The sequence below is a fragment of the Spirulina sp. CCY15215 genome, from assembly GCF_016888125.1.
Classification (GTDB): Bacteria; Cyanobacteriota; Cyanobacteriia; order Cyanobacteriales; family Spirulinaceae; genus CCY15215.
On the sequence record NZ_JACSWA010000525.1, the window covers coordinates 1 to 24,448 of the forward strand.

21 protein-coding genes and 1 pseudogene are annotated in these 24,448 nt (G+C 43.1%); 4 read left to right on the plus strand and 18 right to left on the minus strand.

The genetic code is table 11. The features are described 5' to 3' along the window. Positions 1-212: hypothetical protein (locus tag JUI58_RS17965; protein WP_204105181.1), on the plus strand; the 212-nt coding region annotated here is incomplete at its 5' end. 130 nt (positions 213-342) lie between these two features. Here JUI58_RS17965 and JUI58_RS17970 read toward each other — a convergent pair. The 13 genes from JUI58_RS17970 to JUI58_RS18035 form a co-directional block, all read right to left on the minus strand. Then, positions 343-882 (minus strand): DUF3122 domain-containing protein, encoded by a 540-nt coding sequence (locus JUI58_RS17970; protein WP_204105182.1) that lies wholly within the window; start codon positions 880-882, stop codon positions 343-345. A gap of 46 nt (positions 883-928) precedes the next feature. Further along, positions 929-1,927, minus strand: a complete 999-nt coding sequence (locus JUI58_RS17975) for a permease (protein ID WP_204105183.1) — start codon at positions 1,925-1,927, stop codon at positions 929-931. A 12-nt stretch (positions 1,928-1,939) separates the two neighbouring features. Next, positions 1,940-2,182: a thioredoxin family protein gene (locus tag JUI58_RS17980; protein WP_204105184.1), complete on the minus strand. Its 243-nt coding sequence runs from the start codon at positions 2,180-2,182 to the stop codon at positions 1,940-1,942. Between the two features lie 250 nt (positions 2,183-2,432). Next, positions 2,433-2,792 carry an HPF/RaiA family ribosome-associated protein gene (locus JUI58_RS27830; protein ID WP_204105185.1) on the minus strand — a complete coding sequence of 120 codons (360 nt, stop codon included), beginning with the start codon at positions 2,790-2,792 and terminating at the stop codon, positions 2,433-2,435. 87 nt (positions 2,793-2,879) lie between these two features. Next, positions 2,880-3,557, minus strand: a complete 678-nt coding sequence (locus JUI58_RS17990) for a DsbA family protein (RefSeq protein WP_204105186.1) — start codon at positions 3,555-3,557, stop codon at positions 2,880-2,882. A gap of 125 nt (positions 3,558-3,682) precedes the next feature. Beyond that, a complete protein-coding gene (locus JUI58_RS17995) occupies positions 3,683-5,308 on the minus strand; it encodes an oleate hydratase (RefSeq protein ID WP_204105187.1) in 1,626 nt (541 codons plus the stop codon). A 168-nt stretch (positions 5,309-5,476) separates the two neighbouring features. Beyond that, positions 5,477-6,223, minus strand: coding sequence for an alternative oxidase (locus tag JUI58_RS18000; protein ID WP_204105188.1), 747 nt, complete (start codon positions 6,221-6,223; stop codon positions 5,477-5,479). 61 nt (positions 6,224-6,284) lie between these two features. After that, a complete protein-coding gene (locus JUI58_RS18005; RefSeq protein WP_204105189.1) occupies positions 6,285-6,635 on the minus strand; it encodes a cupin domain-containing protein in 351 nt (116 codons plus the stop codon). Between the two features lie 64 nt (positions 6,636-6,699). Then, the gene (locus tag JUI58_RS18010) at positions 6,700-7,752 is read right to left on the minus strand and encodes an NAD(P)-dependent alcohol dehydrogenase (RefSeq protein ID WP_204105190.1); all 1,053 of its coding nucleotides are present in this window, start codon (positions 7,750-7,752) and stop codon (positions 6,700-6,702) included. Between the two features lie 233 nt (positions 7,753-7,985). Further along, a complete protein-coding gene (locus tag JUI58_RS18015) occupies positions 7,986-8,396 on the minus strand; it encodes a hypothetical protein (protein WP_204105191.1) in 411 nt (136 codons plus the stop codon). Positions 8,397-8,489: 93 nt separating this feature from the next. Continuing rightward, a complete protein-coding gene (locus JUI58_RS18020; RefSeq protein WP_204105192.1) occupies positions 8,490-10,907 on the minus strand; it encodes a phosphoketolase family protein in 2,418 nt (805 codons plus the stop codon). 707 nt (positions 10,908-11,614) lie between these two features. Then, positions 11,615-12,256, minus strand: coding sequence for a type I restriction enzyme HsdR N-terminal domain-containing protein (locus JUI58_RS18030; protein WP_204105193.1), 642 nt, complete (start codon positions 12,254-12,256; stop codon positions 11,615-11,617). A gap of 298 nt (positions 12,257-12,554) precedes the next feature. Then, positions 12,555-13,184 (minus strand): uracil-DNA glycosylase, encoded by a 630-nt coding sequence (locus tag JUI58_RS18035; protein ID WP_204105194.1) that lies wholly within the window; start codon positions 13,182-13,184, stop codon positions 12,555-12,557. A 600-nt stretch (positions 13,185-13,784) separates the two neighbouring features. Between JUI58_RS18035 and JUI58_RS18040 the strand changes: the two genes are divergently transcribed. Then, positions 13,785-14,384, plus strand: coding sequence for a DnaJ domain-containing protein (locus tag JUI58_RS18040; protein WP_204105195.1), 600 nt, complete (start codon positions 13,785-13,787; stop codon positions 14,382-14,384). Then, a complete protein-coding gene (locus tag JUI58_RS18045; protein WP_204105196.1) occupies positions 14,374-15,612 on the plus strand; it encodes a hypothetical protein in 1,239 nt (412 codons plus the stop codon). The genes JUI58_RS18040 and JUI58_RS18045 overlap by 11 nt, the downstream gene beginning before the upstream one ends. Positions 15,613-15,704: 92 nt before the next feature. Here the strand turns inward: JUI58_RS18045 and JUI58_RS27090 are convergent, their stop codons facing one another. From JUI58_RS27090 to JUI58_RS27835, 5 genes and pseudogenes are all read right to left on the minus strand, one after another. Continuing rightward, entirely contained in the window at positions 15,705-15,833 is a 129-nt protein-coding gene (locus JUI58_RS27090; protein ID WP_275414374.1) for a hypothetical protein, read from the minus strand. A 97-nt stretch (positions 15,834-15,930) separates the two neighbouring features. Then, positions 15,931-16,602: a glutathione S-transferase gene (locus JUI58_RS18050; protein ID WP_204105197.1), complete on the minus strand. Its 672-nt coding sequence runs from the start codon at positions 16,600-16,602 to the stop codon at positions 15,931-15,933. Positions 16,603-16,761: 159 nt separating this feature from the next. Continuing rightward, positions 16,762-17,877, minus strand: coding sequence for an acyl-CoA desaturase (locus JUI58_RS18055; RefSeq protein WP_204105198.1), 1,116 nt, complete (start codon positions 17,875-17,877; stop codon positions 16,762-16,764). Positions 17,878-17,948: 71 nt separating this feature from the next. Next, the gene (locus JUI58_RS18060; RefSeq protein ID WP_204105199.1) at positions 17,949-20,021 is read right to left on the minus strand and encodes a heavy metal translocating P-type ATPase; all 2,073 of its coding nucleotides are present in this window, start codon (positions 20,019-20,021) and stop codon (positions 17,949-17,951) included. Between the two features lie 85 nt (positions 20,022-20,106). Next, positions 20,107-20,324: pseudogene (locus JUI58_RS27835) on the minus strand (DUF2600 family protein); the annotation flags it as partial. A 568-nt stretch (positions 20,325-20,892) separates the two neighbouring features. Between JUI58_RS27835 and JUI58_RS18070 the strand changes: the two are divergent. After that, on the plus strand, positions 20,893-24,318 hold the full coding sequence (locus tag JUI58_RS18070; RefSeq protein ID WP_204105200.1) for a helicase-related protein: 3,426 nt from the start codon (positions 20,893-20,895) through the stop codon (positions 24,316-24,318). The last annotated feature ends 130 nt before the right edge of the window (positions 24,319-24,448 follow it).

Sequence of the window (24,448 nt, forward strand, 5' to 3'; positions counted from 1 at the left end):
CGAGAGTGCGTTCCAAGCTGAAACTCTATGCAGTATTCAACGGTTTAAATCAAGGTTTCTCCCTCAATCCCCATCGCCTTGCGTTGGGGTTGTTGAAGTTTCCTAAATTCTCTTGGATTCTCGGTGATAAGTTGATATTCTTCCTCATCGAACCTGAATTTTCTTCACAGCGATCGCCGTTTTTTTTCTACCATATATTTATACTACCTTAATACTCGAACAAAATTCGTTAGAACCAGTATTGTTTTATTTAAGTTGTCACCCATATAATTCTCTGAAATCCAAATACATTAAAATCAAAAGCCAAATCTTGAGGAGATTTGGCTTTAATAGATAGAGTGATTACTTTTGAACAATCAGCGATCGCCATTCTTCAACCACGACAGGAGAAACATTAAGGACAATTTCTTGTTGGTCGAGGGTTGACAGGATTAGCTGTAAGGGAATTGCTGATTCCAACTGCATTAAGATCGGCTGTAAATCATACTCCCCTGAATCAGGAGCCATTTCGGTGTCGTCCATAAACATATCCTGAGATACATCTACGGCAGTCAAAGTTTTGCTCATCCGGTTAGTAATAATTAGGGGCTTGGAGTGATCGATATTTGCTGTGCCAGGAAATGCAACTAGACGCAAGTAGATACTGTTCTGATGATCGGGAAGAATCCGTTCAAAGGCGATCGCCTGCCAACTACCACCCTGTTGATCTTGGAGCAATTGGCGAGACTTATAAATCTCCGATTGGTAAACTGTCTGCTCTGATTCTTCTTCTAAGTGGCGAATAACAGCCTGAGCCGGAGAAACTGACAGATTAATCATCAACATTCCAGCTAAGATTCCGATGATGAATACCGATCTGATAAAACGTAAAATGCTTTTCATTTTGATTGATTATTCCTTGAATGGATTGATTTAGTAAGGGAGCAAATTAATTAATTATGGCGTTGAATATGTAGCCGATACTGATAATACCAACGGTCATCAACCCGATAAATACAGCTAACAGTTGTGGTTGCAGGACTTTTTTGAGAATCACCATTTCAGGAAGAGATAGTGCTGTTACCGCCATTGTAAAAGCTAAAACTGTACCCATTGGCATTCCTTTATTTACTAAGGCTTCAGTAATTGGCATGACCCCTGCAATATTGGCATAGAGTGGAACACCCAAAATGATTGCGATCGGTACTGCAAAAGGATTATTTTCCCCTGCATATTGGGTAATAAAATCTGTCGGCACATAACCATGAATCCCCGCGCCGATCGCAATTCCGATCGCCACATAAAGCCAAACCGATCGCACAATTTCACTGGATTGAAATCTTCCTTGCTCAAATCTTTGTCCCCAACTTAACGTCACGGGTTCTAGGTTATCTTCTCCTTCTAGAGGTATTGCTTGATGAGATTTTTGCAGTTCCCAAACAAAGGGTTCTACCCATTTTTCCAATTTCATAAGTCCGATGATGTATCCAGAGGCGATCGCTAAACCCACACCAAAGCCAATGTAGATCAGCATTACCTTTAAGCCAAACAATCCCCAGAGCAGGATAACAGCCACCTCATTAACCATGGGTGCTGCCATCAGATAGGAAAAGGTCACGCCTAGAGGTACACCTGCTTCTAAGAAACCGATAAACAAAGGAACCGCAGAACAAGAACAGAATGGTGTAACAATTCCTACCATTGCCGCCAAAATATTTCCTGCAAAAGTGCGCTTTCCTTCTAGCAAAGAGCGAACGCGCTCTGGCTCTAAAAAACTTTGAAATGTCCCAACAATAAAGCTAATTACAATCAGTAATGTTAAGACTTTTGGCACATCGTAAAGAAAGAAGTGCAGACTCGATCCTAAATGCGACGAAATCGGCAAGCCCAAAAGTTGGGTTACAATTTGGGTTGCTAACCAATCAAACGGATAAAATGGATCAAACATAACTTTGCCTCTTTAACGTTGTAATAGAGGCTGAATTTGTTCAACACTGATGACTTGACCTTTGCTGACAACTTTGCTATTGATTGTCATAGCGGGAGTAGACATCACACCTCGTTTTGCAATTTCGATTGGGTCGGTAATATGCAGAACTTCAGCCGTTAAATTAAGATTAGCGATCGCTTCTTTTGCATTGGCTTCTAGCTGTTGGCATTTTTTGCAGCCTGTACCCAAAATTTCAATCTTGATGGCATTCATGACATAACTCCTTTTCCTTTCAGGTCTTGTGGATTCATTGACTATGTAATTAATATTAACTGAGCTAGTTATTGATTCGATCCCCCCCAGCCCCCCTTAATAAGGGGGGAGAATCCGAAAGTCCTCCTTTTTAAGGGGGGAGAATCCGAAAGTCCTCCTTTTTAAGGGGGGAGAATCCCAAAGTCCCCCTTTTTAAGGGGGATTTAGGGGGATCGAAACGTATCCTATTTGTAACTAGCAACTCGGGTTATTAATTAACTGAGCTAGACAGAGGTGGGTCAGTGCGATGACTCGCTTGATGTGAGCGTCGCCCCAGTGTGGTCTCGATCAAGTGGGTTAATTTCTCCGCAGCCCCGTCAACAGCTTGGTCTAGGTTCGCTGCCTGATGAGTTACTGCAAGGGGTTGGAGTCCTTTGAGACGGGCTTCGATCATGCAGCGCATATCGTCACCGCCGCCCTTCTTGTCGCTGTTCTCATCGCTGAGGTGAACATCAACTTTAGTGAGGCGATCGCCAAATTGGCTCAGACTCTCTTCCACTACATCACTAACCTGAGTGGCGAGTGCTTCGTGACCTTCGATATTATGACCAGTATTGATTTGTATTTGCATGGTAGTTTCCTTTTGGTAGTTTTCTTTTGTAATTGTGATTGGCTCTACATGGACTCAACTTGAATCAACGGCGATCGCCTAACATCCCTAACACCAAGATTGTTCTCCCGCAGGATGGTTTAGTAACTCCCTAATATTGGCTTCGATGACCCTATAGCTCACATTGCCGTTGAGTCTCTGTCGTCCTTCATTAAAAATTAGGGTGGGGCTGACCGTAACGGTATGCTCTTTGACTAATTCAAAATCCTTGGATAACTGGGCATAAGCCTCACCACTATCGATCTGAGCTTGGATCGCTGCGATCGGCAGTCTTAACTCCTCCGCAATGCCAAATTGCACCTTACGGTCAGAAATATCTGCCAGTTGGGTAAAAAATGCCTCCCGAAATGCCCAGGCTGCTTTTTCAAATACCTGTTGAGATTGTTCTACCAAACCCTTGACTTCTAATAGTTGAATGGCATGGAGAAATAAATGGCAGGATGTGGATGAATGGGGTGTAACCTTAGCCCAAATATCAGGATGGACGGTGATATGATCGAACTTGCTGGCAACCTCCTGAATATGATTACTGTATCCTTGCAATCCCCCCCGATCGCGCCATCCGTTCTCTAGTTTTTCATGGGCAGTACCAAAGACAGAGACGAAGTGGGATTCAATTGCAATTTGGTCTTGAAAGGTTGTTTTCAACTCATCCAGACGGATATGAGCAATATAAGCCCAAATACAGAGAACATCGGAAAAGTAAAAGATACGAATGGGTTCCATTGTTATTCCAGTGCGGGAATCTAAACATCGTGCAAATCCCAGTAATAATGTGGATCGTCACTTTTGTGTTTTTAACACTCAACTTGAATTAAATCAACGCCGATCGCGGGATCGCCGCTTGAGTGTTATCGAAACGCCTTCACCACTGCGTCAAATTTCACCTTGAGGGAGTCGTCATGGTGCAGAATGGGTGGAACCTCGCGATCGATGCCCAGCAGTTCGTAGACAGCCATTTGCGCCACCCGGACGGAATATTCCACCGTAAAAACGACATCATCAGGAATTTCGACAAACTGGCTGATAAAGGCGAGGTTTTTGGAGTTCTTTGGCACGGGAAGCGGGCGATCGCCCTCCGCACGGGGCATAAACATACTGGTGATGTAGGGCATCCGACAGGGAATACAGATGGCAGAGGCGATCGTCTCCAAATCGAAATTGAGATGACCGCATAGCTCTTGCAAAATTTCTTTGCCGTTGCAATCGGCCATGGATTTGGGTACAAAGTCACCAATGCGATCGGGGTGCAGAGCATAGCCCCAAAACACTTGCACATCAGCAGGTTGGTCGATGTAGTGGGGTTGATGCGCTAACACGATTGACATCATCCAATTGGAATCCTTGAAAGTCACCAAACCGCCAGTGCCAGCCTTATTCCCAGACAATGCTTCCATCTGGTCAAAGAAAGCGGTGTCTTTGATAACCGTCACCGTGTAGGACTCCCAAAATGACTCTGGGATATTAGAATTGAACGCTGCTGGGTTCCCGAATTCAGGATGGCTGTGAGCCAGTTTTTCCCAGAGCAACCAGCCACCACTATCCTCTTTCGTTAGCTGTTTGGGCGCACTCGTCATTGACCCAAAGCTGGAGGCATCGGTCATCGAACCGTTTTGGAAGAACACCAAATCCTCATCGGCGATCGCCTTGATATCTGTCTTGCCGTCGCGCTGGTGGTGAATTCCAGTGACGACGATCTTGCCCTGGTCAATCTTTAGCTCAAAGTCCGTCACGGTGCAGTTAACGACGAAATTCACCCCCTGCGCCTTCAGCCAACTCACCAGAGGTTTTACCAATGAATCAAATTGGTTGTAAACCGTGCGCTTGACTCCTGCCAGGGTTTCGATGCGGGAAAACTCCATCATGAACCGATGCAGGTAACGGCGAAATTCAACGGCGCTATGCCAAGGTTGAAATGCAAAGGTCGTTGACCACATAAACCAAAAATTGGTTGTGAAAAAGGGCGGCGATAGCCAATCTGTAATGCAGCTAGTGCCTAGTTTTTCTTCGTCAGTCTCGGTGAGTTTGAGGAGTTCAATGCGATCCTGCATAGAAAATCCCATCGACTCAACATCTAGATTGGCACGATGGCGATCGATGAGTCGCGCCTGAGAGTGGGACTGGTGGAGCTTATTGAAGGCGATCGTCTCATCAAATACCGTCTGATTTGGAGAACTAAGAGACGGGATCGATTTGAACAAATCCCACGTACATTCATAGTTGTCCGTCGTCAGCATTCGCCCGCCGCGCATGGTGTAGCCATTCTTGGGGCTGCCGTTACCATCCAGACTGCCGCCTAAGACTGGCATCGCTTCGTAGATGGTGATATTGCGACCGGGAACCTTGCCATCGCGAATCAGGAAGGCGGCGGCGGCTAAGGAGCCAATCCCACCCCCCACCATGTAAGCCTTGGGAGCGGAACCGTTGCCAGTGCGGGGTTTTGCCGAGGGGGGAGTTGATAATTGCTGTGTCGTCATAGTTGCCTTTTATTTGAGTGAAAGTGATGATTGAATACTGGTTTTTAATTAATTTCTTGATTTCAAAAAGAGGCGATCGCCTTGTGTGCTTAACTCGATTTGCAAGAGATCGTGACCCTCTTTTGTACTCATTTCATCAATGTCTAAAATAGTCATTCTCCTTAGCAATTACGCTATTTGCACGGGTTCTTTTTCTGCTTGCTGTATGATTTGCGCGGCTTGTAAATCAATCGCGGCTCTTACTGATTCTGGCAATGCAGAACGATTCTCGGCGTGGGGGCTTTGGAATGTCTCTTGGGCTTCAGGTTGTTGACACGCAATCATCGTCTTGACGTGTTCTAATTCATCTTCGCGAATGGCAACAAAGACATCGTAGAGGTTCTTAATCTGAGGACGACGAAAGGCTTCAGGGTGCGTTGTCTGAAATTCATCGAACATATACAAATCGCCACTCAGATAGTAGCTAATTGCCACTTTTGGAGCGGGCATTTGTTTGAGTTCGCCGCCGTGTTCTTTGAGAAACAGATCGTAGGTGTGGTAAGCGTGTTCTTCAACCTGTTGCATGAAGTTGTAGGCAGCACGGGCGTTGATCAGATAGACCAAAACAATGATCCAGTAATAAATTAATCCTCCGATCCTGGCAAGGTAGCGATCGTACCAATGGTCATTGCCACCAAGGGATTCAGCAATCAGTAGATGGTGCAGTTCATTCCATGACTCCGCAAAATGTACCTTTAACCAGTCAGATTTACGCCACCAGCCCATCGTTTCGTAGAGGTGTAAAACGGAGGTGAAAGCAAAATAGGGTACGCGGGCAATGGTTTCCAGAACAAAAAATCGGGCAAAGACGCGATCGCGCCCCCTGTAAAAGGTATTCAACAGGGCTTCCAAAAAATTAACGAGGAGTCGAATCATGATGTTTAGTTTACTATTTTTTGAACGATGTCCTGCATGAGCTAGAGTGAATGCGTCTAGGTCAATGTTTGGAGTTGGCAACCTGTTCAGAAAGCGTCAATAAAAAGGCGAGGTTAGTTGCTGATTTAAGCGCATGGCGTGCGTTGGCCGGTATAAAAGCAAAGACTCCAAATTCTAGAACAATTTCTTGATCTTCCAGCGTCAGAACGCCTTGTCCTTCAATCACATTCACGGTCGCATTGCGAGGATTAGTATGTTCTGCAATGGTCGATTCTGCTGTCAGAGACATCAGCGTATAGCGGCAATTTCCATCTTCTAGCAGAACCTTACTTTTAGCTCCATACTGGGGATACTCAATGATGTCCGTCCAACGAATTTTGGTTGTATTCAATGACAGTATGGTTGTAGTCATGGGATGATTCCTTTATTGCAGAGAGATTGATTTAATATCCTTAGTTTTGGGGGTGATTCGTGGCTTACAAAGCTGGTTGTAATGAAGCCATATCAATGACGAAGCGATATTTTACGTCGCTCTTCACCAGGCGATCGTAGGCTTCATTGATGTTCTGGATGGGAATGAGTTCGATATCGGCAGTAATGTTGTGCTTGCCACAAAAATCCAGCATTTCCTGCGTTTCTTTGATGCCGCCAATTAGGGAGCCACTGAGACTACGCTGACCAAAGACTAAGCTACCGACATTCAGAGAAAGCGGTTTAGCTGGAACACCCACTTGAGTGAGGTTGCCGTCGCGCCCCAATAGGACGAGGTAGGCGTTGATGTCGTGCTGTGCCGAAACCGTATCAAGAATGAAATGGAAACTATTCAGGTGTGGCTTCATCTCATCCGCATTTGTAGAAATGACGACTTCATCTGCGCCAAGCCGCAGGGCATCTTCAACTTTGCTGGGTGAGGTGGTGAAGACGACAACATGGGCACCAAACGCCTTTGCCAATTTCACCCCTACGTGTCCCAAGCCGCCGAGTCCAACAATGCCAACCTTCTGACCTTTGCGAACATGGTTGCGACGCAAGGGGGAATAGGTGGTGATCCCGGCACAAAGCAGGGGAGCAGCAGAGGCAAGATCCAAATGCTTCGGAATTTTCAGCACAAACGCTTTATCTACAACAATGCTCTCGGAGTAGCCACCAAACGTCATGCCGCCCATGAGTTTGTCAGGAGAGTTGTATGTCCAAGTCATACCTTTCTCGCAGAATTGTTCTAGGTCTTTCTTGCAGTTAGCACAGGTGAGGCAAGCATCGACCATGCAACCGACTCCAACGATGTCGCCTTTCTTAAATTTGTTGGCCTGCGCTCCCACGTTGACAACACGTCCGATAATTTCGTGACCGGGTATGCAAGGGTAGGTGGTACTCTCCCATTCGTTGCGGACGGTATGCAGGTCAGAGTGACACACGCCACAGTAGAGAATGTCGATCTCCACATCATGTTTGCCGCGATCGCGACGTTGAATGTCAACAGGTGCGAGGGTCGTCGTGGCGTTTTGGGCTGCGTAGGCGTTGACTTTCATTAATTTTCTTCCTGAGATTATCTGTGGAATTATCCATAGCGGGCAAGATGCCCGCGCTACGGGATTTAGCTGTAGCGCAGCCGGGACGGCTGCTACCCAAAACCAACCGGGATGATTTTTTTCTTGCAATACTCTTATTGATAAATGAATGCTTTATCAATAGATGTGTTGATCTTGAAACCCTTACAGAGCAAAGGTTTCATTACCTGAATCCTTACGATTCACCTAACCCGTTACCGAGCAGCTTCCGCATCGAGTCGGGCCGCGATCGCCGCTAAAGTTGCTTCTTCGGCTTCCTCGATCGCCGCCATTGCCAAGAAGGTCACGGTAGCCGCGTGGTCTTCAGCTTTATCGGCCCGACGTTCGAGTTTCTCGGCTTCGCGATTTGCTTTCCATTCTTCAATATTCGACATCACCTCAGATTCTTTTTCCTCCAATTGGGTTTTGAGTTTGGCCCGATAATCATCAAATTCTTGTTTCTTTGTGTTCAGATTTGTCTTGGCGCTGTCGAGGGTCGATTGAATCTCAGCTTGAGTTTTTTCCGGTACAGATTGGATATTTTGCTTCAGTGATTTGGCGCGATCTTCAAGCGCTTCTAAATTGTCATGAAGTTGTTGGGTAAAGTTATCAATTGCAGTACTCATGATGTTTCCTCTAGTGTGTTAAATCGATTAGAATAGCGGATTTCTTGCCTTGTTTCAGGTCGGTACAAGTGCTTGTCTGACTAACGGTTTCGCTTACAGAGTTGACCCTGCCCCCCACTGCCAATTGCGAATTTCCGGTAAGTCTTTGCCATGCTTGTAGATGTAATTTTTATGCTCGATCAACTTGTCCTGCATCATCTGCTTGAGATAGGCTCCCTGACTACCCAAATGCTGCAAACGATCCACTACGTCTTGCACCAGATGGAAGCGATCGAGGTCATTTTGCACTCGCACATCAAAAGCCGTTGTGATCGTGCCTTCTTCCTTGTAGCCCCGGACGTGGAGATTGCGATTGGTACGGCGGTAGGTTAGCCGATGCACCAGCCAGGGATAGCCATGAAAGCCAAAGATAATCTGTTTGTCTTGGGTAAAAAGTGAGTCGTAATCGGCTTCGCTCAGTCCGTGGGGGTGTTCGCTTTCGGATTGCAACTTCATCAGATCGACAACATTAATCACCCGAATTTTCAGGTCGGGCAGATGTTCCCGCAAGATAGAAACAGCAGCCAAAATCTCTAGGGTTGGCGTATCTCCACAGCAAGCCATCACCACATCCGGCTCGGTATCCTGGTCATTACTCGCCCATTGCCAGATGCCAATGCCTTCCGTGCAATGTACGATCGCCGCCTCCATACTCAGCCATTGTGGAAGGGCGTGTTTGCCCGCAACCACCACATTTACATAGTGTCGGCTGCGTAAACAGTGATCGAAGACCGACAGCAGACAGTTCGCATCGGGTGGTAGATATACGCGCACGATATCGGCTTTCTTGTTGATTACGTGGTCGATGAAACCGGGGTCTTGGTGCGTGAAGCCGTTATGATCCTGCTGCCAGACGTGGGAGGCCAGCAGATAGTTCAGCGAGGCGATCGGTCGTCGCCAGGGCAGTTCCGATGTTACCTTCAGCCATTTGGCGTGCTGGCTGAACATGGAATCAACGATACGAATAAACGCTTCATAGCTGTTAAATAGCCCGTGCCGTCCAGTGAGCAAATAGCCTTCCAACCAACCTTGGCACTGGTGTTCACTGAGCATCGAGTCTAGGACTCTTCCGGCGGGTGCGAGGAATTCATCATTTTTCTCTTCCCGCCCTTCCCACTGACGATTCGTAACTTCAAACACCGCACCCAAAAGATTCGACTGGGTTTCATCGGGACCGAAGATGCGGAAATTGTGCTGATTCAGCTTGACGACATCCCGCAGGAATTTGCCCAGTATGAGGGTATCTTGACCTTCAATAGCACCCGGTGTAGGCACAGACAGCGCATGGTTGCGGAAGTCTGGCATTTGTAGGTCGCGCAGTAGTATGCCGCCGTTGGCGTGGGGGTTTGCACCCATGCGGCGATCGCCCTTCGGTGCCAGTTCCGCCAATTCCGGCAGGAGTCGGCCATCTTCATCGAACAGTTCTTCTGGCTTGTAGCTTTTCATCCAGCTTTCCAACTGCTGGAGATGATCGGGATGCTCGGAGTTCACCAGTAGCGGCACTTGATGCGATCGCGCAGTCCCCTCATTGGGCAAGCCATCCACTACTTTTGGCCCCGTCCAGCCCTTGGGGGACTTGAGGACGATCGCCGGCCAGCGCGGGCGAGTCGTATCGTTTTGGTTCCGTGCATTGCTTTGGATTTGCCGGATATCTGCGATCGCCTTATCCAAGGTACTGGCCATAAGTTCGTGCATCTTTTCTGGCTCGTCACCTTCCACAAAGTAAGGTGTCCAGCCGCAACCTCGGAGAAATTGTTCCAACTCCTCATGCTCGATGCGAGCCAAGACCGTTGGGTTATCGATTTTGTAACCATTCAGATGCAGAATTGGCAGCACGGCACCGTCGCTAATTGGGTTGAGTAACTTGTTGGAATGCCAAGCCGTCGCCAAGGGTCCCGTCTCCGCTTCCCCGTCGCCGATGACGCAAGCGACAATCAGATCGGGATTGTCGAAAGCAGCGCCGAAAGCATGACTGAGGGAGTATCCCAACTCACCCCCTTCATGAATCGATCCCGGCGTTGTCGGTGCAACGTGGCTGGAAATCCCACCAGGAAACGAGAACTGGGTGAACAGCTTTTTCAACCCAGCTTCGTCCTGAGTAATGTTGGGATAAACTTCGCTCCAAGTGCCTTCAAGGTAAACATTGCCCACAATTGCTGGTCCCCCGTGACCAGGGCCAGAGATGTAGAACAGATCTAGGTCATATTTCTTGATTACCCGATTCAAGTGTACATAGATGAAATTCTGTCCAGGTGTCGTACCCCAATGTCCAACCACCAATGGTTTGACGTGGGAGAGTTTCAGAGGCTCCTTCAGCAATGGATTATCGTAGAGATAAATTTGCCCAACGGAAAGATAGTTGGCAGCACGCCAGTAGGCATCTATCTTATGGAGTAGTTCTGGGGAAAGAGTCTTTGTTTTGAGGGTTGATTGTCCAATTTCTAATACCCTAGTCCGATCGATTGTTTTCATGCTTCTTCCCTTTTTATTTATCTTTATTAGGATTTGTATCTTTATAGATAGATAGCGGCTTCTTGCGAAACTGAAAACGTTTTGAGGAGCAATGTTACAACAATTATTTCGATGCCGATTAACGTCATTAACATTGCTGCTAAGTTGACTAGAACTCCTAGTTATAAAACTTGAATTATTTCCTTGGGGCTAGGATGTAAAGCTGCTTCCGGGGCTGACAATTTTTGCCCAAGATGAACAAAAGAACCAGTAAATGTTTAAGCCTAAAGTCGCAATTCCTCTAATTGCGGCCAGCAAGCTAATCCCTGATTTGAGATTAGGGCTAAAAGTAGGAGCAAGAATGGCAAACTCTAAAATGAGAAGAGAAACAATGGTTAAAACAAACCGTATTCAAGACCCATTACACCCAGATGATGCCATTAAACTAGGAACTCGTTCCCTCTCTAAAGGATGAGATTTTGATTCTGGAAGGATGAGATTTTTATTCTAGAAGGATGAGATTTTTATTCTGGAAGGATGAGATTTTTATTCTAGGTAGCTAGACAATATCTTGCACCTAATCATGCAAACGCACGCACCGTAATAACATGGCATTAATTGAACTTGTCTGTTACTAGCTGAGATTAGACAAGCAAAAATGGCCGACTTCGTTGTTTAGTTCCGAGGTTGTGAACGATCGCAAAGATAAATAATTGTGAAGCGATCGCCTAACTCCTCAAATCCCCAATATAAGCCCCAATTTGTTTAAGTCCCTGCAAAACTTGGATACGTTCTGATGTATTTTCAAGTAACCGATAAGTATGGGATCTAGTATATTGAGGGACATTTTGGTGGCGATCGCATTTCAAAAACAATACTTCTCTTCCGTTTGTAACCATTCCATAATAACTTGACTGTAAGTTAGGAGCGCTCAACAAATAAGTAAGTGCTTGGGGAATTCCCGCCGTAACGTCTAACCTTGCAGGCTTTGACTCGATTACCAAAATCCAAAAACTATCTTGAATCACCAAAATATCAATCCTGCCTTGAACTGCAATAGCATTAGCTTCGTCTGCAACTTCGATATTGGTACTTACTTCTGCTTTTACCAAAAAAGGAAACTGATAGAAACCTGCTAAATCTAGCAATGGTGATATAACCACGAGCTTAACAATTTCTTCGAGAGGCGGTTCTTCTTGACTGAGATAGATATAGTTTCGAGTGAGGCGATCTAGTCCTTGTAGTTCCGCTTCGGTTAGAGTCGGCGCATTATTTAACCATTCATCAAAAAAGCGATCGCTAGAGTCGAGTCTCAAGCCAAAAGTTTGACGGAGAGTGCCAAGGGTAAGGCTACTAGCATTTGTAATCACGGTTAAATTATTGTAGTAATTACATGAAGTTTAAAAGTCTAGACATTTGATCTAGGCTCTAATGTCTAATATACGATATATTAAGAGCGAAAAAGCGATCGCCTAAAAATCACGACTCACAGGAATGGCGATCGCGTCTAGTCCACGTTTTTCAACAAAAATCCAGCGATCGCCGAAAACTCCTTGACAGACCACTAGGTAGGGTTTGCTGAAAAAAGATATTTCTAATTCCTGTTATTTTAATTTTGCTAAAAGTTGGCACACAGGCAATATAGGGTTAGAGCATCATACGTTCTCTTCAAGTGCTGTATAGCTGCCGAATCCCGTTAGCAAACTCAAGATTACCACCATAACTAGGATGTCTCACTGGTGAGACATTGAACCCTAACCGAGATAGGGCTTTTTGAGCATCAGCACCAATCCCAACAATTATTTTGGGTTGCAGCCACTCAAGTAGGCAACACAGTAGCTCTTTACACTCGTTAAACTCGCGTGCCGAATGACAGCGGTTGCTCATTTGATTTCCAGCTTCAAATGGATGAAAAGGGAATATGTTCCAAAGGAAAACTTTCGCATCAACCTCACGAATAATCTTCCACACTTCGGTAGCTGTTCTCTCTTTAACAGGTTGTCCGATTGTAGCTTTGGCTAATCCATTAATCTCAAACATATAGTCCAGCGCTTCTAGGGTCATTTCATCTGTCAGTGCGATACCTGTTCGACGCGCTCCACGATAGCCACAGTCACGCCCCAGCCAAACCGATTCGACTCCACAGTTCACTGCGGCATTAAGGTATCGTTGAAGATTTAAACGGCGAATTGCTGGACTTTCGGAGTGATCGTATTCATCACATATATCTCTATATGGATTAAATACACCGTTAAAGGTTATTTGGCTTAGATGGTTGACAAATAATTCAGCATTCATTCTGGTAATTCCTTAAACGAGAATGATCAAGCATGGCCAATCTGTCCCTTTTTTAGAATATTGTTAACTGTTAGGCATAATTTGAATCTTTTGTGAAATCAGCCAGTTTTATTAACTTAAATTATACTGTTGTAAATGTGCAGCGCGATCGCCGATCTTGTAGGGTGCGTTGCCTTGTGCAACTCCTTCTACTCAGCCGATAGAATATTGGTAACGCACCATACTCATAAATATCTTGGAGTAAGCGATCGCCTAAAAATCACGACTCACAGGAATGGCGATCGCCACTTTTCCCTTCTCCTTCCAAAAAGGATCGCACTTCATCAGAAAAAGTGATCGCAGTCACTTGACAATTAGCAAAAAAAAGTTATCATTATTCTATTCTAAGGGATCGATGATCAAACTTAAGTCGGTACGCAGTAGCCCACAATGAGGTTATTATTTCCCCTTGTTGGGTTGTGTTCCTTAACCTAACCTACAACAAGATAGCGACCGCACTAAACCGAAATATAAAAGGTGCGTTTAGTAACGCAATCTATGGCTATGTTATAATCAGGAAATATTGCACAAGCATCGTTAGTATGCTTAGGTATGAAAATTATGGCAACAATCATTAATTTACCGCAAGTAGAAGGAGAAATTAACAGAATTTCTCACCTACCCAAAGGTTCTTCTATCACTCCAGAAAAGTTAAGAGAAGAATTAGAAAAATTAGTTAACTTAACAATTAAGGAAGTTAATAGGCAAAAAAATCTATCTACTCCACAAAAATCTTTAACACTGCCACAACTAAAGGAAGCTATTTATAAACATTTTAAAGTAAAAAACACAGATGAATTAAGAAAATCTGATAGATTTGACATGGCTATCGATGGCATGGATAAATTAAAATTAAATTTTTCTAAGAAAGAAACATGGAAAATCTTTTATCGCAAATGGATTGGTATTTTACCAGAAGAACAAAATCAGGAAGGTTATGGATGTATCAATGGCATTGATATTTTTAAATATAATCGACCTTGGCAGATATTTGGTTTAGATGGAAAAACGGCTACAAAAGAAGATCTCAAAAAAGCATATCGTCAGCTATCTAAAATTTATCATCCTGATAATCAAGAAACGGGCGATCGAAAAATATTTGAACGCTTAGAAAAAATGTCTAACAGTTTAATCATGGGGATTTCTCAAAATGGTAGATAATAGAGAAGATTTTTTCATTAGAGAAGATCAAGTTTTAGAAGCTCTTAGCTTAGAAAAAACAGAATTAGACTCGATAATTAACACCCTAACGAAAGCAGAAAAATTTGACTGGGAAGAAGGAGTACATTTTCGCTATGTAAATAAAACCCAGAAAATTAGAGAATTTGCCAGATTAGCTTTAATTGTTATTGCCGAATATTTTGAATCTAAGGGCGAACTTAATCAATCACAACAGATTGTCAATTTATTAAAAAAATCAATTACTCAAGAAGAAAAAAAACGGATTGATAAAGAAATTACAGCCTTAACAATTCAAGTGGTTAATGACGACTCTAGTAAAATTGTAGTTCGGAGAAATCGTCACTGGCTAAGTTATCGGGATGTCAAAACAATTTTAAAGACGACTTTTAAGCGTTTAGATCAAGTATTTGAGGATATTGCCAGATCTGATTTACCTTTAATAATAGAAGAGGATTTTGAAGACATAGAGGATGAACGCTATTATTCTTATTCAGGATTGGAAAGAATTTGCCTTGAACTGTCAGAAAAATTAACGAGTAAATATAGACGTTTATACGCCAGTCAAGTTCCTAAAATCGCACCTTCAGTAATTAACGAAAAATATAAATTAGCATTAAGACCGCCTTCTCCTGCAGAAATTGAGCGTGCCAAAAAAGAGGCATTAAAGCAACAAGGCAATAAATGTCAAGTGACGGGAAAAACAAAATCAGAAGCGTCTCTTGCAGTTCATCATCTATACAGCCAAAATATATATCCTGAATTAGCCTCTGATCAGGATAATCTTTTTGTGATAGCAGACGAAGTCCACAAGGATTTTCACAATTGGCATGAAGGCACAATTAAACCTTGTACTGTCAATGATTTTATTCGGTTTGTTCAACATACGACAAGATATGGAGAAACTCATTTAGTTTTAGCTCGATTAGATAATCGAAAAAGAAGTTTAGAACAAAAGATCAAAACTCGTTCCAAATTCTTATTACCTCCTGCTCCTTCTTCACAAAGAGAAACTACCAGAACTTCTAGTGATTCTTCTGTTGATAGGAGTTTGTTAGGCAAAGAATGTTTTGCAATTATTAACTCAGAGAAGCGACAGGGAAAAATACTGGCGATCGCAAACTATCATGATCATCGTAACATCTGTTTTCAAGTCAACAGTGAAGGTGTCGGAATTTGGATTAGTGAATCGAATTTAGTCAAAGAGTAAATCTGTTTTTGCGTTAGTGCGATCGCCATTTTCCCCTTCACCTCCCAAAAGCGATCGCCCCTTCAAATCTCATCTTCACAAAACGCGATCGCCTAAAAATCACGACTCACAGGAATGGCGATCGCGTCTAGTCCACGTTTTTCAATGTGTAGTAATTTGAGAGCCGTACCACTTGGGCGTTTTTGTCCTATTTCCCATTTTTGGACAGTTGATACCCACATGGTGATTCACTGCCGTTCGATTTATTGTGTGCATCGATTAACCAAGTTGATTCTGTATCAATCGTAACCAGATCCCTACACCTGATTGGTGCTGTACTCAGCTTAAAAGCTGGTAGGCACCACCACGCTCTAGCGCTTGTTGGTAAGCCGGACGGGTGTGGATACGGGTCAAGAATGCCACAAGCATTGGATAACTTGCGTTCAGTCCAACCCTTGCTGCTGCTGCCTCCAACGGAAAGCTGAGTTGGATATCGGCTGCGGTGAATTCGTTGCCAGCAAACCATGTGCTTGTGCTAATCTCCGCCTCCATATAGTCTAGGTGTTGTTTAATCTGAGGTTCAATCAACAAGCATTTGACGCGATTCACGATCTTTCTGGCGATCGGTCGGGCGAAAAAGGGCATTGGCTTCTTCTCAATTTGCTCGAAGATCAGCTTCAGCACTAGCGGCGGCATCGCAGAACCTTCGGCATAATGCAACCAGTAGGTATAGCGTAGATGTTCTGGTGTACCTAGAGCCGGCATCAATCGTCCGTTGCCATAGCGTCCAACTAGATATTCGATAATGGCACCGGATTCAGCCAGAGTCAAATCGCCATCAGTAATCACTGGCGATTTGCCCAGTGGATGGATCTGACGTAGCGATACGGGTGCCAACATCGTTTTTGAATCACGCTCATAGCGCTTGATGTCGTAAGGGAGTCCGAGTTCCTCCAGCAGCCAGAGTATACGTTGGGAGCGAGAGTTGTTTAAGTGGTGAACCGTGATCATGAGATTAAGCTCTTAGTTTTTTAGTATCGAGATTTTCATGCTTAAATTACGTAGTCAATCATTTTTATTGGGAGCGCATTAAGATGCGTTTGCCCTAAGATTGTGCCTGAGATATCCGAAGCATTATCGATCGCCCTTGCCGAAAAAGATTCAAAAAATCTAACAAGTAGTTCCCATTTTTCGTAGCCAACGATAATGGGATGATAGTCCTAACCAAAAAGAACTATGTTGGTTATATCTCAATCCATATTCCCGACAAGTCTGCTCCACGATCTTAGATATTTCAGGATAGTTAATATGGCAGATATTGGGGAATAAATGATGCTCGATTTGGAAATTCAATCCACCCAGTAGCCATGTCATCAAATGGTTATTCCGAGAAAAGTTTACCGTTGTTTCGATCTGATGCACCGCCCAATCTTTCTCAATGAGACTCGCCTCGGCAATTGGTAATGGAAAATCGGCTTCTTCAACCACGTGCGCTAGTTGAAATACTACGCTTAACACTACTCCCAAGGTGACAGCTACTAATCCATAGCTTGCTAAAACTTGCCATAGCGTATGAAATTGTAACGGAATCACAAAGGCAAGGGCGAAAAATACCAGTTTGCCACCCCAAAATATCACTAGATTACTGAACTTAGGACGTGGATAGGGGCGATCGCTAATTTTGCCAGCGATCAGATAATAAAAATCATCATAAAAATGCCACTTAATCGCTAGAAATCCATACAAAAACCACAAATAATAATGTTGCCAACGATGGAAGGCTAAGTGCGGATGAGAAGGAGAAAGTCGCCCAAAAATTCCCACCTCCAAATCCTTGTCATAACCAGCAATATTGGTATAGGTATGATGGAAAACATCGTGCTTCCAATGCCAAATATAAGAACTGCCGCCAATCAAATCTAAACTCATCGCCATGAGCTTATTAACCCATAGCGAATCGGAATATGCGTGATGTGCGCCGTCATGTTGAATACCAAAACCAATGCCTGCGGTAACGACACCGAGCATAATGCACAAGGGAATGACCTGCCACCATGTCTGAGCGACAAAAACTAATAGAGAATATAATCCGAAAAAGCTAAACAACAAGATAATGGTTTTCGCATACATTTGCGGACAATCACGAGCCTTGCGATCTGGATTTTGAAAAAGTTCGTCAACCCTTCGTTTTAGTTCTGTCTTAAACCCACTATTCTTGCCAAACTTCAATTTTTTTGCTGTCTCTTTTTCAAGAACCACAGACTGATGAGATTTGTTGACTTGCATCTTGTACTGTTTTTTAACTCTCAAATATTAATATCTTATCTTGGGTAAGCGATCAAGAATCTCTTCTACATCTAATCATGCAAACGCACGCGCCGTAACAACATGGCATTAATTGAAACAACAACCGTCGAAATGCTCATCAGGACTGCCCCCACTGCTGGCGATAAGATAATGCCGAACGGTGCTGCAATTCCTGCCGCCAAGGGAATGCCAATGACGTTGTATCCAGTCGCCCAAAATAAGTTCTGGATCATTTTGTTGTAGGTGGCTTTGGCAAGTTTCAGCGCATAAGTCGCATCCAGTGGATCGCTTTTAACTAGGACTAAATCTGCTGATTCGATCGCCACATTGGTTCCAGCGCCGATCGCCAATCCTAAATCTGCCTCAGTTAAAGCAGGAGCATCATTGATGCCATCACCCACAAAAGCAGTCGGCTGTTCAGCTTTGAGCTTACGAATCAACGCAGATTTATCCTCTGGCAAAACACGGGCATAGTAGCGATCGATGTGCAAATCCTCAGCAACAGTCTTGGCAACGGCTTCAGCATCGCCTGTAATCATCACCACCTGCACGCCCATTTCCTGTAATTTTTTCACCGCTTCTCGTGCCGATTCGCGCACTTGATCGGCTAATCCAAAGACAGCCAGGACTTGCTGATCATCCATTAGGGCGATCGCACTTTCCCCCCGCGATTCACTTTCTTGTAACCCTTTTTTCAAGGCTGAAGGAAACTTTAATTTCAACTCCTCAACCCATTCTGGTCTGCCAACCCGATAGTGTTGATTATTCACGACACCTTCAACGCCTTGACCAGCTACAGCTTTGAAATCAGTCGCTTGATCAAGCTGGCGATCGCGTTTCTGTGTTTCTTGAACGATCGCCTGTCCGAGGGGATGTTCTGATAGGGATTCTAAAGAAGCCGCAATCACTAAGGCTGATGACTCTTCAATCCTGTCAGTATAAATTTTCTGTACGCCGAACTCCCCTTTTGTCAAAGTTCCCGTCTTATCAAAAGCGATGGTTTTAATGCCTCGCGCTCGTTCAAACGCATCTCGGTTGCGTACCAAAATCCCGTTTTTAGCCGCCATCGAGGTAGCGTTGATGATGACTAAGGGAATCGCTAAACCTAGCGCATGAGGACAGGTAATGACTAACACCGTCACCGCCCGATTAATGGCAAAAGTTAAACCGCCTGTTCCCACCGATAGCCAAACAATGAACGTCAGCGTAGAAACTGCGATCGCCGTATAAGTTAGCCAACCAGCCAGGCGATCGGCTTTGTTTTGATATTGACTTTTAGATGCCTGCGCTTCCTCAACCAGGCGCATAATCTGGCTCAGAGTTGTTTCATCCCCAGTGCGAGTAACTTTGATGGTCAAAGCACCCTCTCCATTCACTGCTCCGGCGACCACTTCATCACTGGCTTTTTTGACCACTGGGCGCGATTCTCCCGTTAAAAAAGCCTCGTTGACGCTAGAGTTCCCGTCTACAACTTCACCATCAATGGGAATTTGTTCACCCGGACGAATGAGGATCTGATCGGCTTCCACTAATTCACTCACCGGCACATCTTCGATCTGCCCATTGATCTTTTTGTGAGCGACGGACGGCACTAGATTGGCGAGATGCTCTAAAGCGCGGCTGGCTCCTTGCACCGAAGCCATTTCAATCCAGTGACCGAGCAACATGATCAAGACTAGAGTTGCCAGTTCCCAGTAAAAAGAATTTCCTTCTAATCCCAGAGACACTGCCACGCTATAGACAAACGCTACGGTGATGGCCAGTGCCACCAGCGTCATCATGCCAATTTTGCTGCGGATTTCGTGGTAAGCCCCCTTCAGAAAAACCAAGCCACCGTAGAAATAAATAATGCTAGCGAGAACGGGCATTACCCAATTTGCACCGGGAAACTCGATCGCTTGGTAGTTAAACCACTCCTGAAACGATGGCGCAAAATAGAGGACAGGTAGGGTGAGTGCTAGGCAAATAAAGAAACGCCGTTTGAACATAGCGGGGCTGTGTCCTGCGTGTTTATCGTGTCCTGCGTGTTTATCATGTCCTGCGTGTTGCTTATGACTGTGCTTTTTACCTTGTGTATCGGGGTTAGGTTGATTTCTTTTTCCTGTTTCATTCATATCTAACATGGTTTTTCTCCAGAATAAAAGCCTGAATTAACAATACTGTAGCCAAAAAAATAGCCTTGATAATTTTTTTTTAAGCCTCAGATATATCTTGGGAGGTGCTGCGATCGCATAGATTATCTAAATAATCACTAATTGTTTGATAAGCCACAATAAAGCGGATTGTTTGCTCAATCTTTCCTTTGGCAAGTAATCAATAGATAGAACCACATTCACAGTGAAATGTTTAGTTTATATACTTAATAATGCTTGTTTATGTAATTCATGATTAGGAATTTGTTTAGCTTCGTTCTTCCAGCAACTTATTTAAGTCAAGATTTTTATTGATTGTTTTTTATGTCTTAATGCTAAAATTAAATTATTTAAATATCATCTACATTTAGAAATAGGTTTGATTATAATGTTCTCTACAATTGGACACATATAAGTAAATTAAAAACAGCGATTTAGGCGAATATTGGCTTACTCAAAACAATACTGTAGCCAACGAGGGTGAAATGTCGGGTGTATTCATTGTTTGCATTCCCGCAAGGAAATGCGGGAAGGCTGGGAGCCTCGTGTCTTTAGACCAAGGAGGAAAGCCGACACGAGCGAATTTATGGGTACTGGTATTTGGACTCGCAATCTGTCGTAAGATAGCAGAACGTCACGGCGGCTCATTAGTCGCTGAAATCGCACCAAACCAAGGCGCAACTTTTATTTTCACCCATGCCCATCCATCAACCCACAGGAGATGCTCACAATGCCCATTAAAGGAAAAAGTATTACGATTTTAGTAGCGGAGATGATGAAGGCGATCGACTACTGATGCAAGAAGCCCTAGTGGGACTTAAACAAAAATCAAGCCCAACTCAAGTTTTATAAAGACAGGCTAATGATACTAGACAACGAAAACCAGAATCTGAAAGTTTATCAGTGGATTGCTAAATATACAGAAGAAGGCACTATTGACATCGTTACAGGCTATTTCACTATTGGGGCTTTAGCTTATCTTTCGCAGCAGGTTAATCAAAAAATTACGAAGTTTCGCCTAGTATTGGGAGATATCGTTAACTTAGATCAAGTTGATGATCGTCCCCTAGATTTACTAAATGAAAATATTACAATAGAGGCGGCATTCAATCTTAGTCGTCTGGCTCAGGAAGCAGTTAATTTTTTAAAGCAGGATAAGGTTAAGGCAAAAACCTTAGAGCCAAATTTTTGTCATGCTAAGTGCTACTTGTTTGAGCCATCAAAGAAAGACGATCGCAACAAATACTTTATTTCGGGTAGCTCCAACCTGACTGAAGCAGGAATTGGCTTAAAACATACAAATAATTTAGAATTAAATATTGCCGAAACTGGTAATAATAACCAATATAAAGAGCTAGTCGAATGGTTTGCAGAACTTTGGAATAAGCCACAAGCACATCAAGAAAAAACTCTTATTTTTAAAGATGGTTCGAGGAAAAAAGTTAATTTCAAGCAATATTTAATTGCAGAAATTGAAAAGATATTTATTAAATATACGCCCAAAGATATTTACTACAAAATTTTATTTGAGCTATTTAGCAATCAAATTCTGGAAATTGAGAACGATCCAGAGTTTAATCGTCAAGTGGGAAGATTGGAAAATACGGCGGTTTTTAATGCTCTGTATGACTTCCAGAAAAAAGGGGTTTTGAGTTTAATTCGGATGCTGCAAAAGTATAATGGGGCAATCTTAGCGGACGCGGTGGGTTTGGGTAAAACTTGGAGCGCGTTGGCAGTAATGAAATTTTTTGCCAGTACCCATGAGATTATTTTGATTTGCCCGAAGAAATTAGAACAGAATTGGAGTCGATATTTAAAGAGAAGAGATTCAAAATTTGAAGCTGATCAATTTGATTTTTTGGTAAGATTTCATACGGATTTAAGCGAGGTTAGGATCAATTCTTATGATGTAGGATTATCCTATTTAACCAGTGAGAAAGCGAAGCTGATTGTGATTGATGAAAGTCATAATCTACGGAATGACAAGGCAAATCGTTATAAGTTTCTGGTTGAGCAGATTTTGCAGAAAAATCAAGATGTCAAAGTTTTGTTAATATCAGCAACACCGATCAATAACTCTCTGAATGATGCTAGAAATCAGTTTAAGTTGATGGTGCAGGGTAATGTTCATGGGTATGACACAAAACTGGGTATCAAAAATATTGATTATTCCTTTAAAGAAGCACAGACAATATTTAATAAATGGCGCAAAGATAATACTCCCAAAATAGGAGACTTTATTAAAAAACTCTCAGGTAATGATTTTTTTAGATTGACGGATTCGTTATTAGTTGCCAGAACTCGCAAGATGGTAGAAAGTCAGCAAACTAATTTAACATTTCCTGTTAAAAATAAGCCTGAAAATTTATTTGTGACTCCTCACCAGCTTGGTAACTTTAATACGTTTGAGGAACTGTTCGAGCATTTCCCGCCCATGTTGTCGGGCTATCAGCCAGCTTTTTATGCCGATGATGGTACTAAAAAGAAAAAGAATATTTTGCAAAATGACAAGCTGCGCGATCGCTTTCTCGTAAAAATGCTCTATATCTTGATGGTCAAGCGGTTAGAGTCTTCTTGGTTTTCTTTTTATTCAACAGTTAAAAAGATTAGAGAGCATCATCAAAATGCACTGAATAAAGTTAGAGATTATCAAGCTAATCAAGCTGCATCAGCTACAAATATTGCAATAGATGACCATAACCTAGATGAAGATGAAGAAGATGATGAATTTACAGAAGAGGTGGAGAAATATACTCTTGGTAAAAAGCGCCCGATTAGCATTGCAGAAATTGATCGTGCTGGTAACTTGTATAAATTTAAAGAAGACCTCAAAAAAGACTTGGATGCTTTAGATAATCTCTATGTCAATCTGCAAAAGTTTGAAACTAATATAAATAAAGAGATTGCCAAAAAATCTCAGAAATCTTCTCTATATAAGTCCTGTGACGATAAGTTAGAGGTGCTAATTCGCAAAATCCTAGACAAGCGCAAATCAGGAGCAAATAACGATAATCAAAAGGTGGTAATCTTCACAGTCTATCGTGATACGGCGGTATATTTGTTTGAACAGCTTCAAGCGAGAGGTTTTGATAAGATTGCGATCGCATCGGGGTCAGGCTCATACTCAGATGATGACAATCGCAAACAGTCTATGGAGTCGATTCTTGAAAGATTTGCACCATATACCAAGCTATTTTTAGAAAAAGAATGGGCTTTTCAATCTGAGAAAGTGGGACTAGACGCTTTTATAGAATGGCAAGAATGGATTAAAGAAAACCATCCTGATACTCACCAAAAGTTAAATAAATCTATTGATATCTTGATTGCTACTGATGCACTCAGCGAGGGTCAAAACTTACAGGATGCTGACATGGTGATTAATTATGATATCCATTGGAATCCTGTAAGAATTATTCAAAGGATGGGACGGATCGATCGCTTGGGTAGTCCAAATCAAAAAATATTTGGGATTAACTTCTGGCCTTCAGATAATATTAATTCCTATCTCAATCTGCAAGAAAGGATTGAGCAACGGATGGCGGCGATGAAGTTGGCTGGATCTGAGGTCGATCATCAGTTTTCTGATAGCTTTGCAAAGATGGCACATGATAAAGATTTTGACCGCAAAATGAACGATCGCATGATAAAGCAGATGGAAATTACTTGGGATGATATTGAGGTAAGCGATCAAAGTTTAGGTTTTGATAGTTTGTCTTTGGAGCGCTATCGACAGGATTTACTCGCTGAATTTGACCGCGATAAAGATAAATATCGCCAGATGCCAAAGGGGGTATATACGGGATTTTTGGGAGATGGTAAAATAGGCGATCGTAGTGGTATTGTGGCTTTACTTGGTTATCCGGCAAAACCTTCTAAGAAGTTCGATCATCAATATCAGGTTTTTGATTTGATTTATATTGATAAATCGGGCAAGTTAGTTTTAAACAATCAAAAAGAAGTATTGGATTTTCTAACTGTAAATAAAGACAAAGAGCGATTTGTTCCTGATGCTGTGGATCGGGGTGAAGAAAGTGCGATCGCTGAATTAGTAAATGGGCTTAAAGCTTGGTTAAGTAGTCAAGCGGTGCAAACTGAGGTAATGGAGGATGGCACGACTAAGGAGACAATGGGAACGGCGGCGCGGGATTTGTTAGGCAAAATTAAGAAGGGCAATAAATCAGCTTTGGAAATTGTCAAACAGAACGTCAAAGTTGATGATAAGTTTCAGGTTGATAAGTTTGATTTGGTGGCTTGGGTGTTAGTGAGGGGGGATGAGAACACGGATTAGACGGATTACGCGGATTACGCGGATTTTTTGGATTTTTCAAGGATTTATTAGGATTATTTAAAGGATTTTCTGGTTGGAAGGGTATATGATTAAAATAAGTAAAATCCGTGAAATCCTTTAATCCGTATAA

What these genes read in the sequence shown, in the direction of transcription:
- JUI58_RS17970 (WP_204105182.1), bottom strand. Translation starts at nt 882, where the DNA reads ATGAAAAGCATTTTACGTTTTATCAGATCGGTATTCATCATCGGAATC.
- JUI58_RS17975 (WP_204105183.1), bottom strand. Translation starts at nt 1,927, where the DNA reads ATGTTTGATCCATTTTATCCGTTTGATTGGTTAGCAACCCAAATTGTA.
- JUI58_RS17980 (WP_204105184.1), bottom strand. Translation starts at nt 2,182, where the DNA reads ATGAATGCCATCAAGATTGAAATTTTGGGTACAGGCTGCAAAAAATGC.
- JUI58_RS27830 (WP_204105185.1), bottom strand. Translation starts at nt 2,792, where the DNA reads ATGCAAATACAAATCAATACTGGTCATAATATCGAAGGTCACGAAGCA.
- JUI58_RS17990 (WP_204105186.1), bottom strand. Translation starts at nt 3,557, where the DNA reads ATGGAACCCATTCGTATCTTTTACTTTTCCGATGTTCTCTGTATTTGG.
- JUI58_RS17995 (WP_204105187.1), bottom strand. Translation starts at nt 5,308, where the DNA reads ATGACGACACAGCAATTATCAACTCCCCCCTCGGCAAAACCCCGCACT.
- JUI58_RS18000 (WP_204105188.1), bottom strand. Translation starts at nt 6,223, where the DNA reads ATGATTCGACTCCTCGTTAATTTTTTGGAAGCCCTGTTGAATACCTTT.
- JUI58_RS18005 (WP_204105189.1), bottom strand. Translation starts at nt 6,635, where the DNA reads ATGACTACAACCATACTGTCATTGAATACAACCAAAATTCGTTGGACG.
- JUI58_RS18010 (WP_204105190.1), bottom strand. Translation starts at nt 7,752, where the DNA reads ATGAAAGTCAACGCCTACGCAGCCCAAAACGCCACGACGACCCTCGCA.
- JUI58_RS18015 (WP_204105191.1), bottom strand. Translation starts at nt 8,396, where the DNA reads ATGAGTACTGCAATTGATAACTTTACCCAACAACTTCATGACAATTTA.
- JUI58_RS18020 (WP_204105192.1), bottom strand. Translation starts at nt 10,907, where the DNA reads ATGAAAACAATCGATCGGACTAGGGTATTAGAAATTGGACAATCAACC.
- JUI58_RS18035 (WP_204105194.1), bottom strand. Translation starts at nt 13,184, where the DNA reads ATGAATGCTGAATTATTTGTCAACCATCTAAGCCAAATAACCTTTAAC.
- JUI58_RS18040 (WP_204105195.1), top strand. Translation starts at nt 13,785, where the DNA reads ATGGCAACAATCATTAATTTACCGCAAGTAGAAGGAGAAATTAACAGA.
- JUI58_RS18045 (WP_204105196.1), top strand. Translation starts at nt 14,374, where the DNA reads ATGGTAGATAATAGAGAAGATTTTTTCATTAGAGAAGATCAAGTTTTA.
- JUI58_RS27090 (WP_275414374.1), bottom strand. Translation starts at nt 15,833, where the DNA reads ATGTGGGTATCAACTGTCCAAAAATGGGAAATAGGACAAAAACGCCCA.
- JUI58_RS18050 (WP_204105197.1), bottom strand. Translation starts at nt 16,602, where the DNA reads ATGATCACGGTTCACCACTTAAACAACTCTCGCTCCCAACGTATACTC.
- JUI58_RS18055 (WP_204105198.1), bottom strand. Translation starts at nt 17,877, where the DNA reads ATGCAAGTCAACAAATCTCATCAGTCTGTGGTTCTTGAAAAAGAGACA.
- JUI58_RS18060 (WP_204105199.1), bottom strand. Translation starts at nt 20,021, where the DNA reads ATGTTAGATATGAATGAAACAGGAAAAAGAAATCAACCTAACCCCGAT.
- JUI58_RS18070 (WP_204105200.1), top strand. Translation starts at nt 20,893, where the DNA reads ATGATACTAGACAACGAAAACCAGAATCTGAAAGTTTATCAGTGGATT.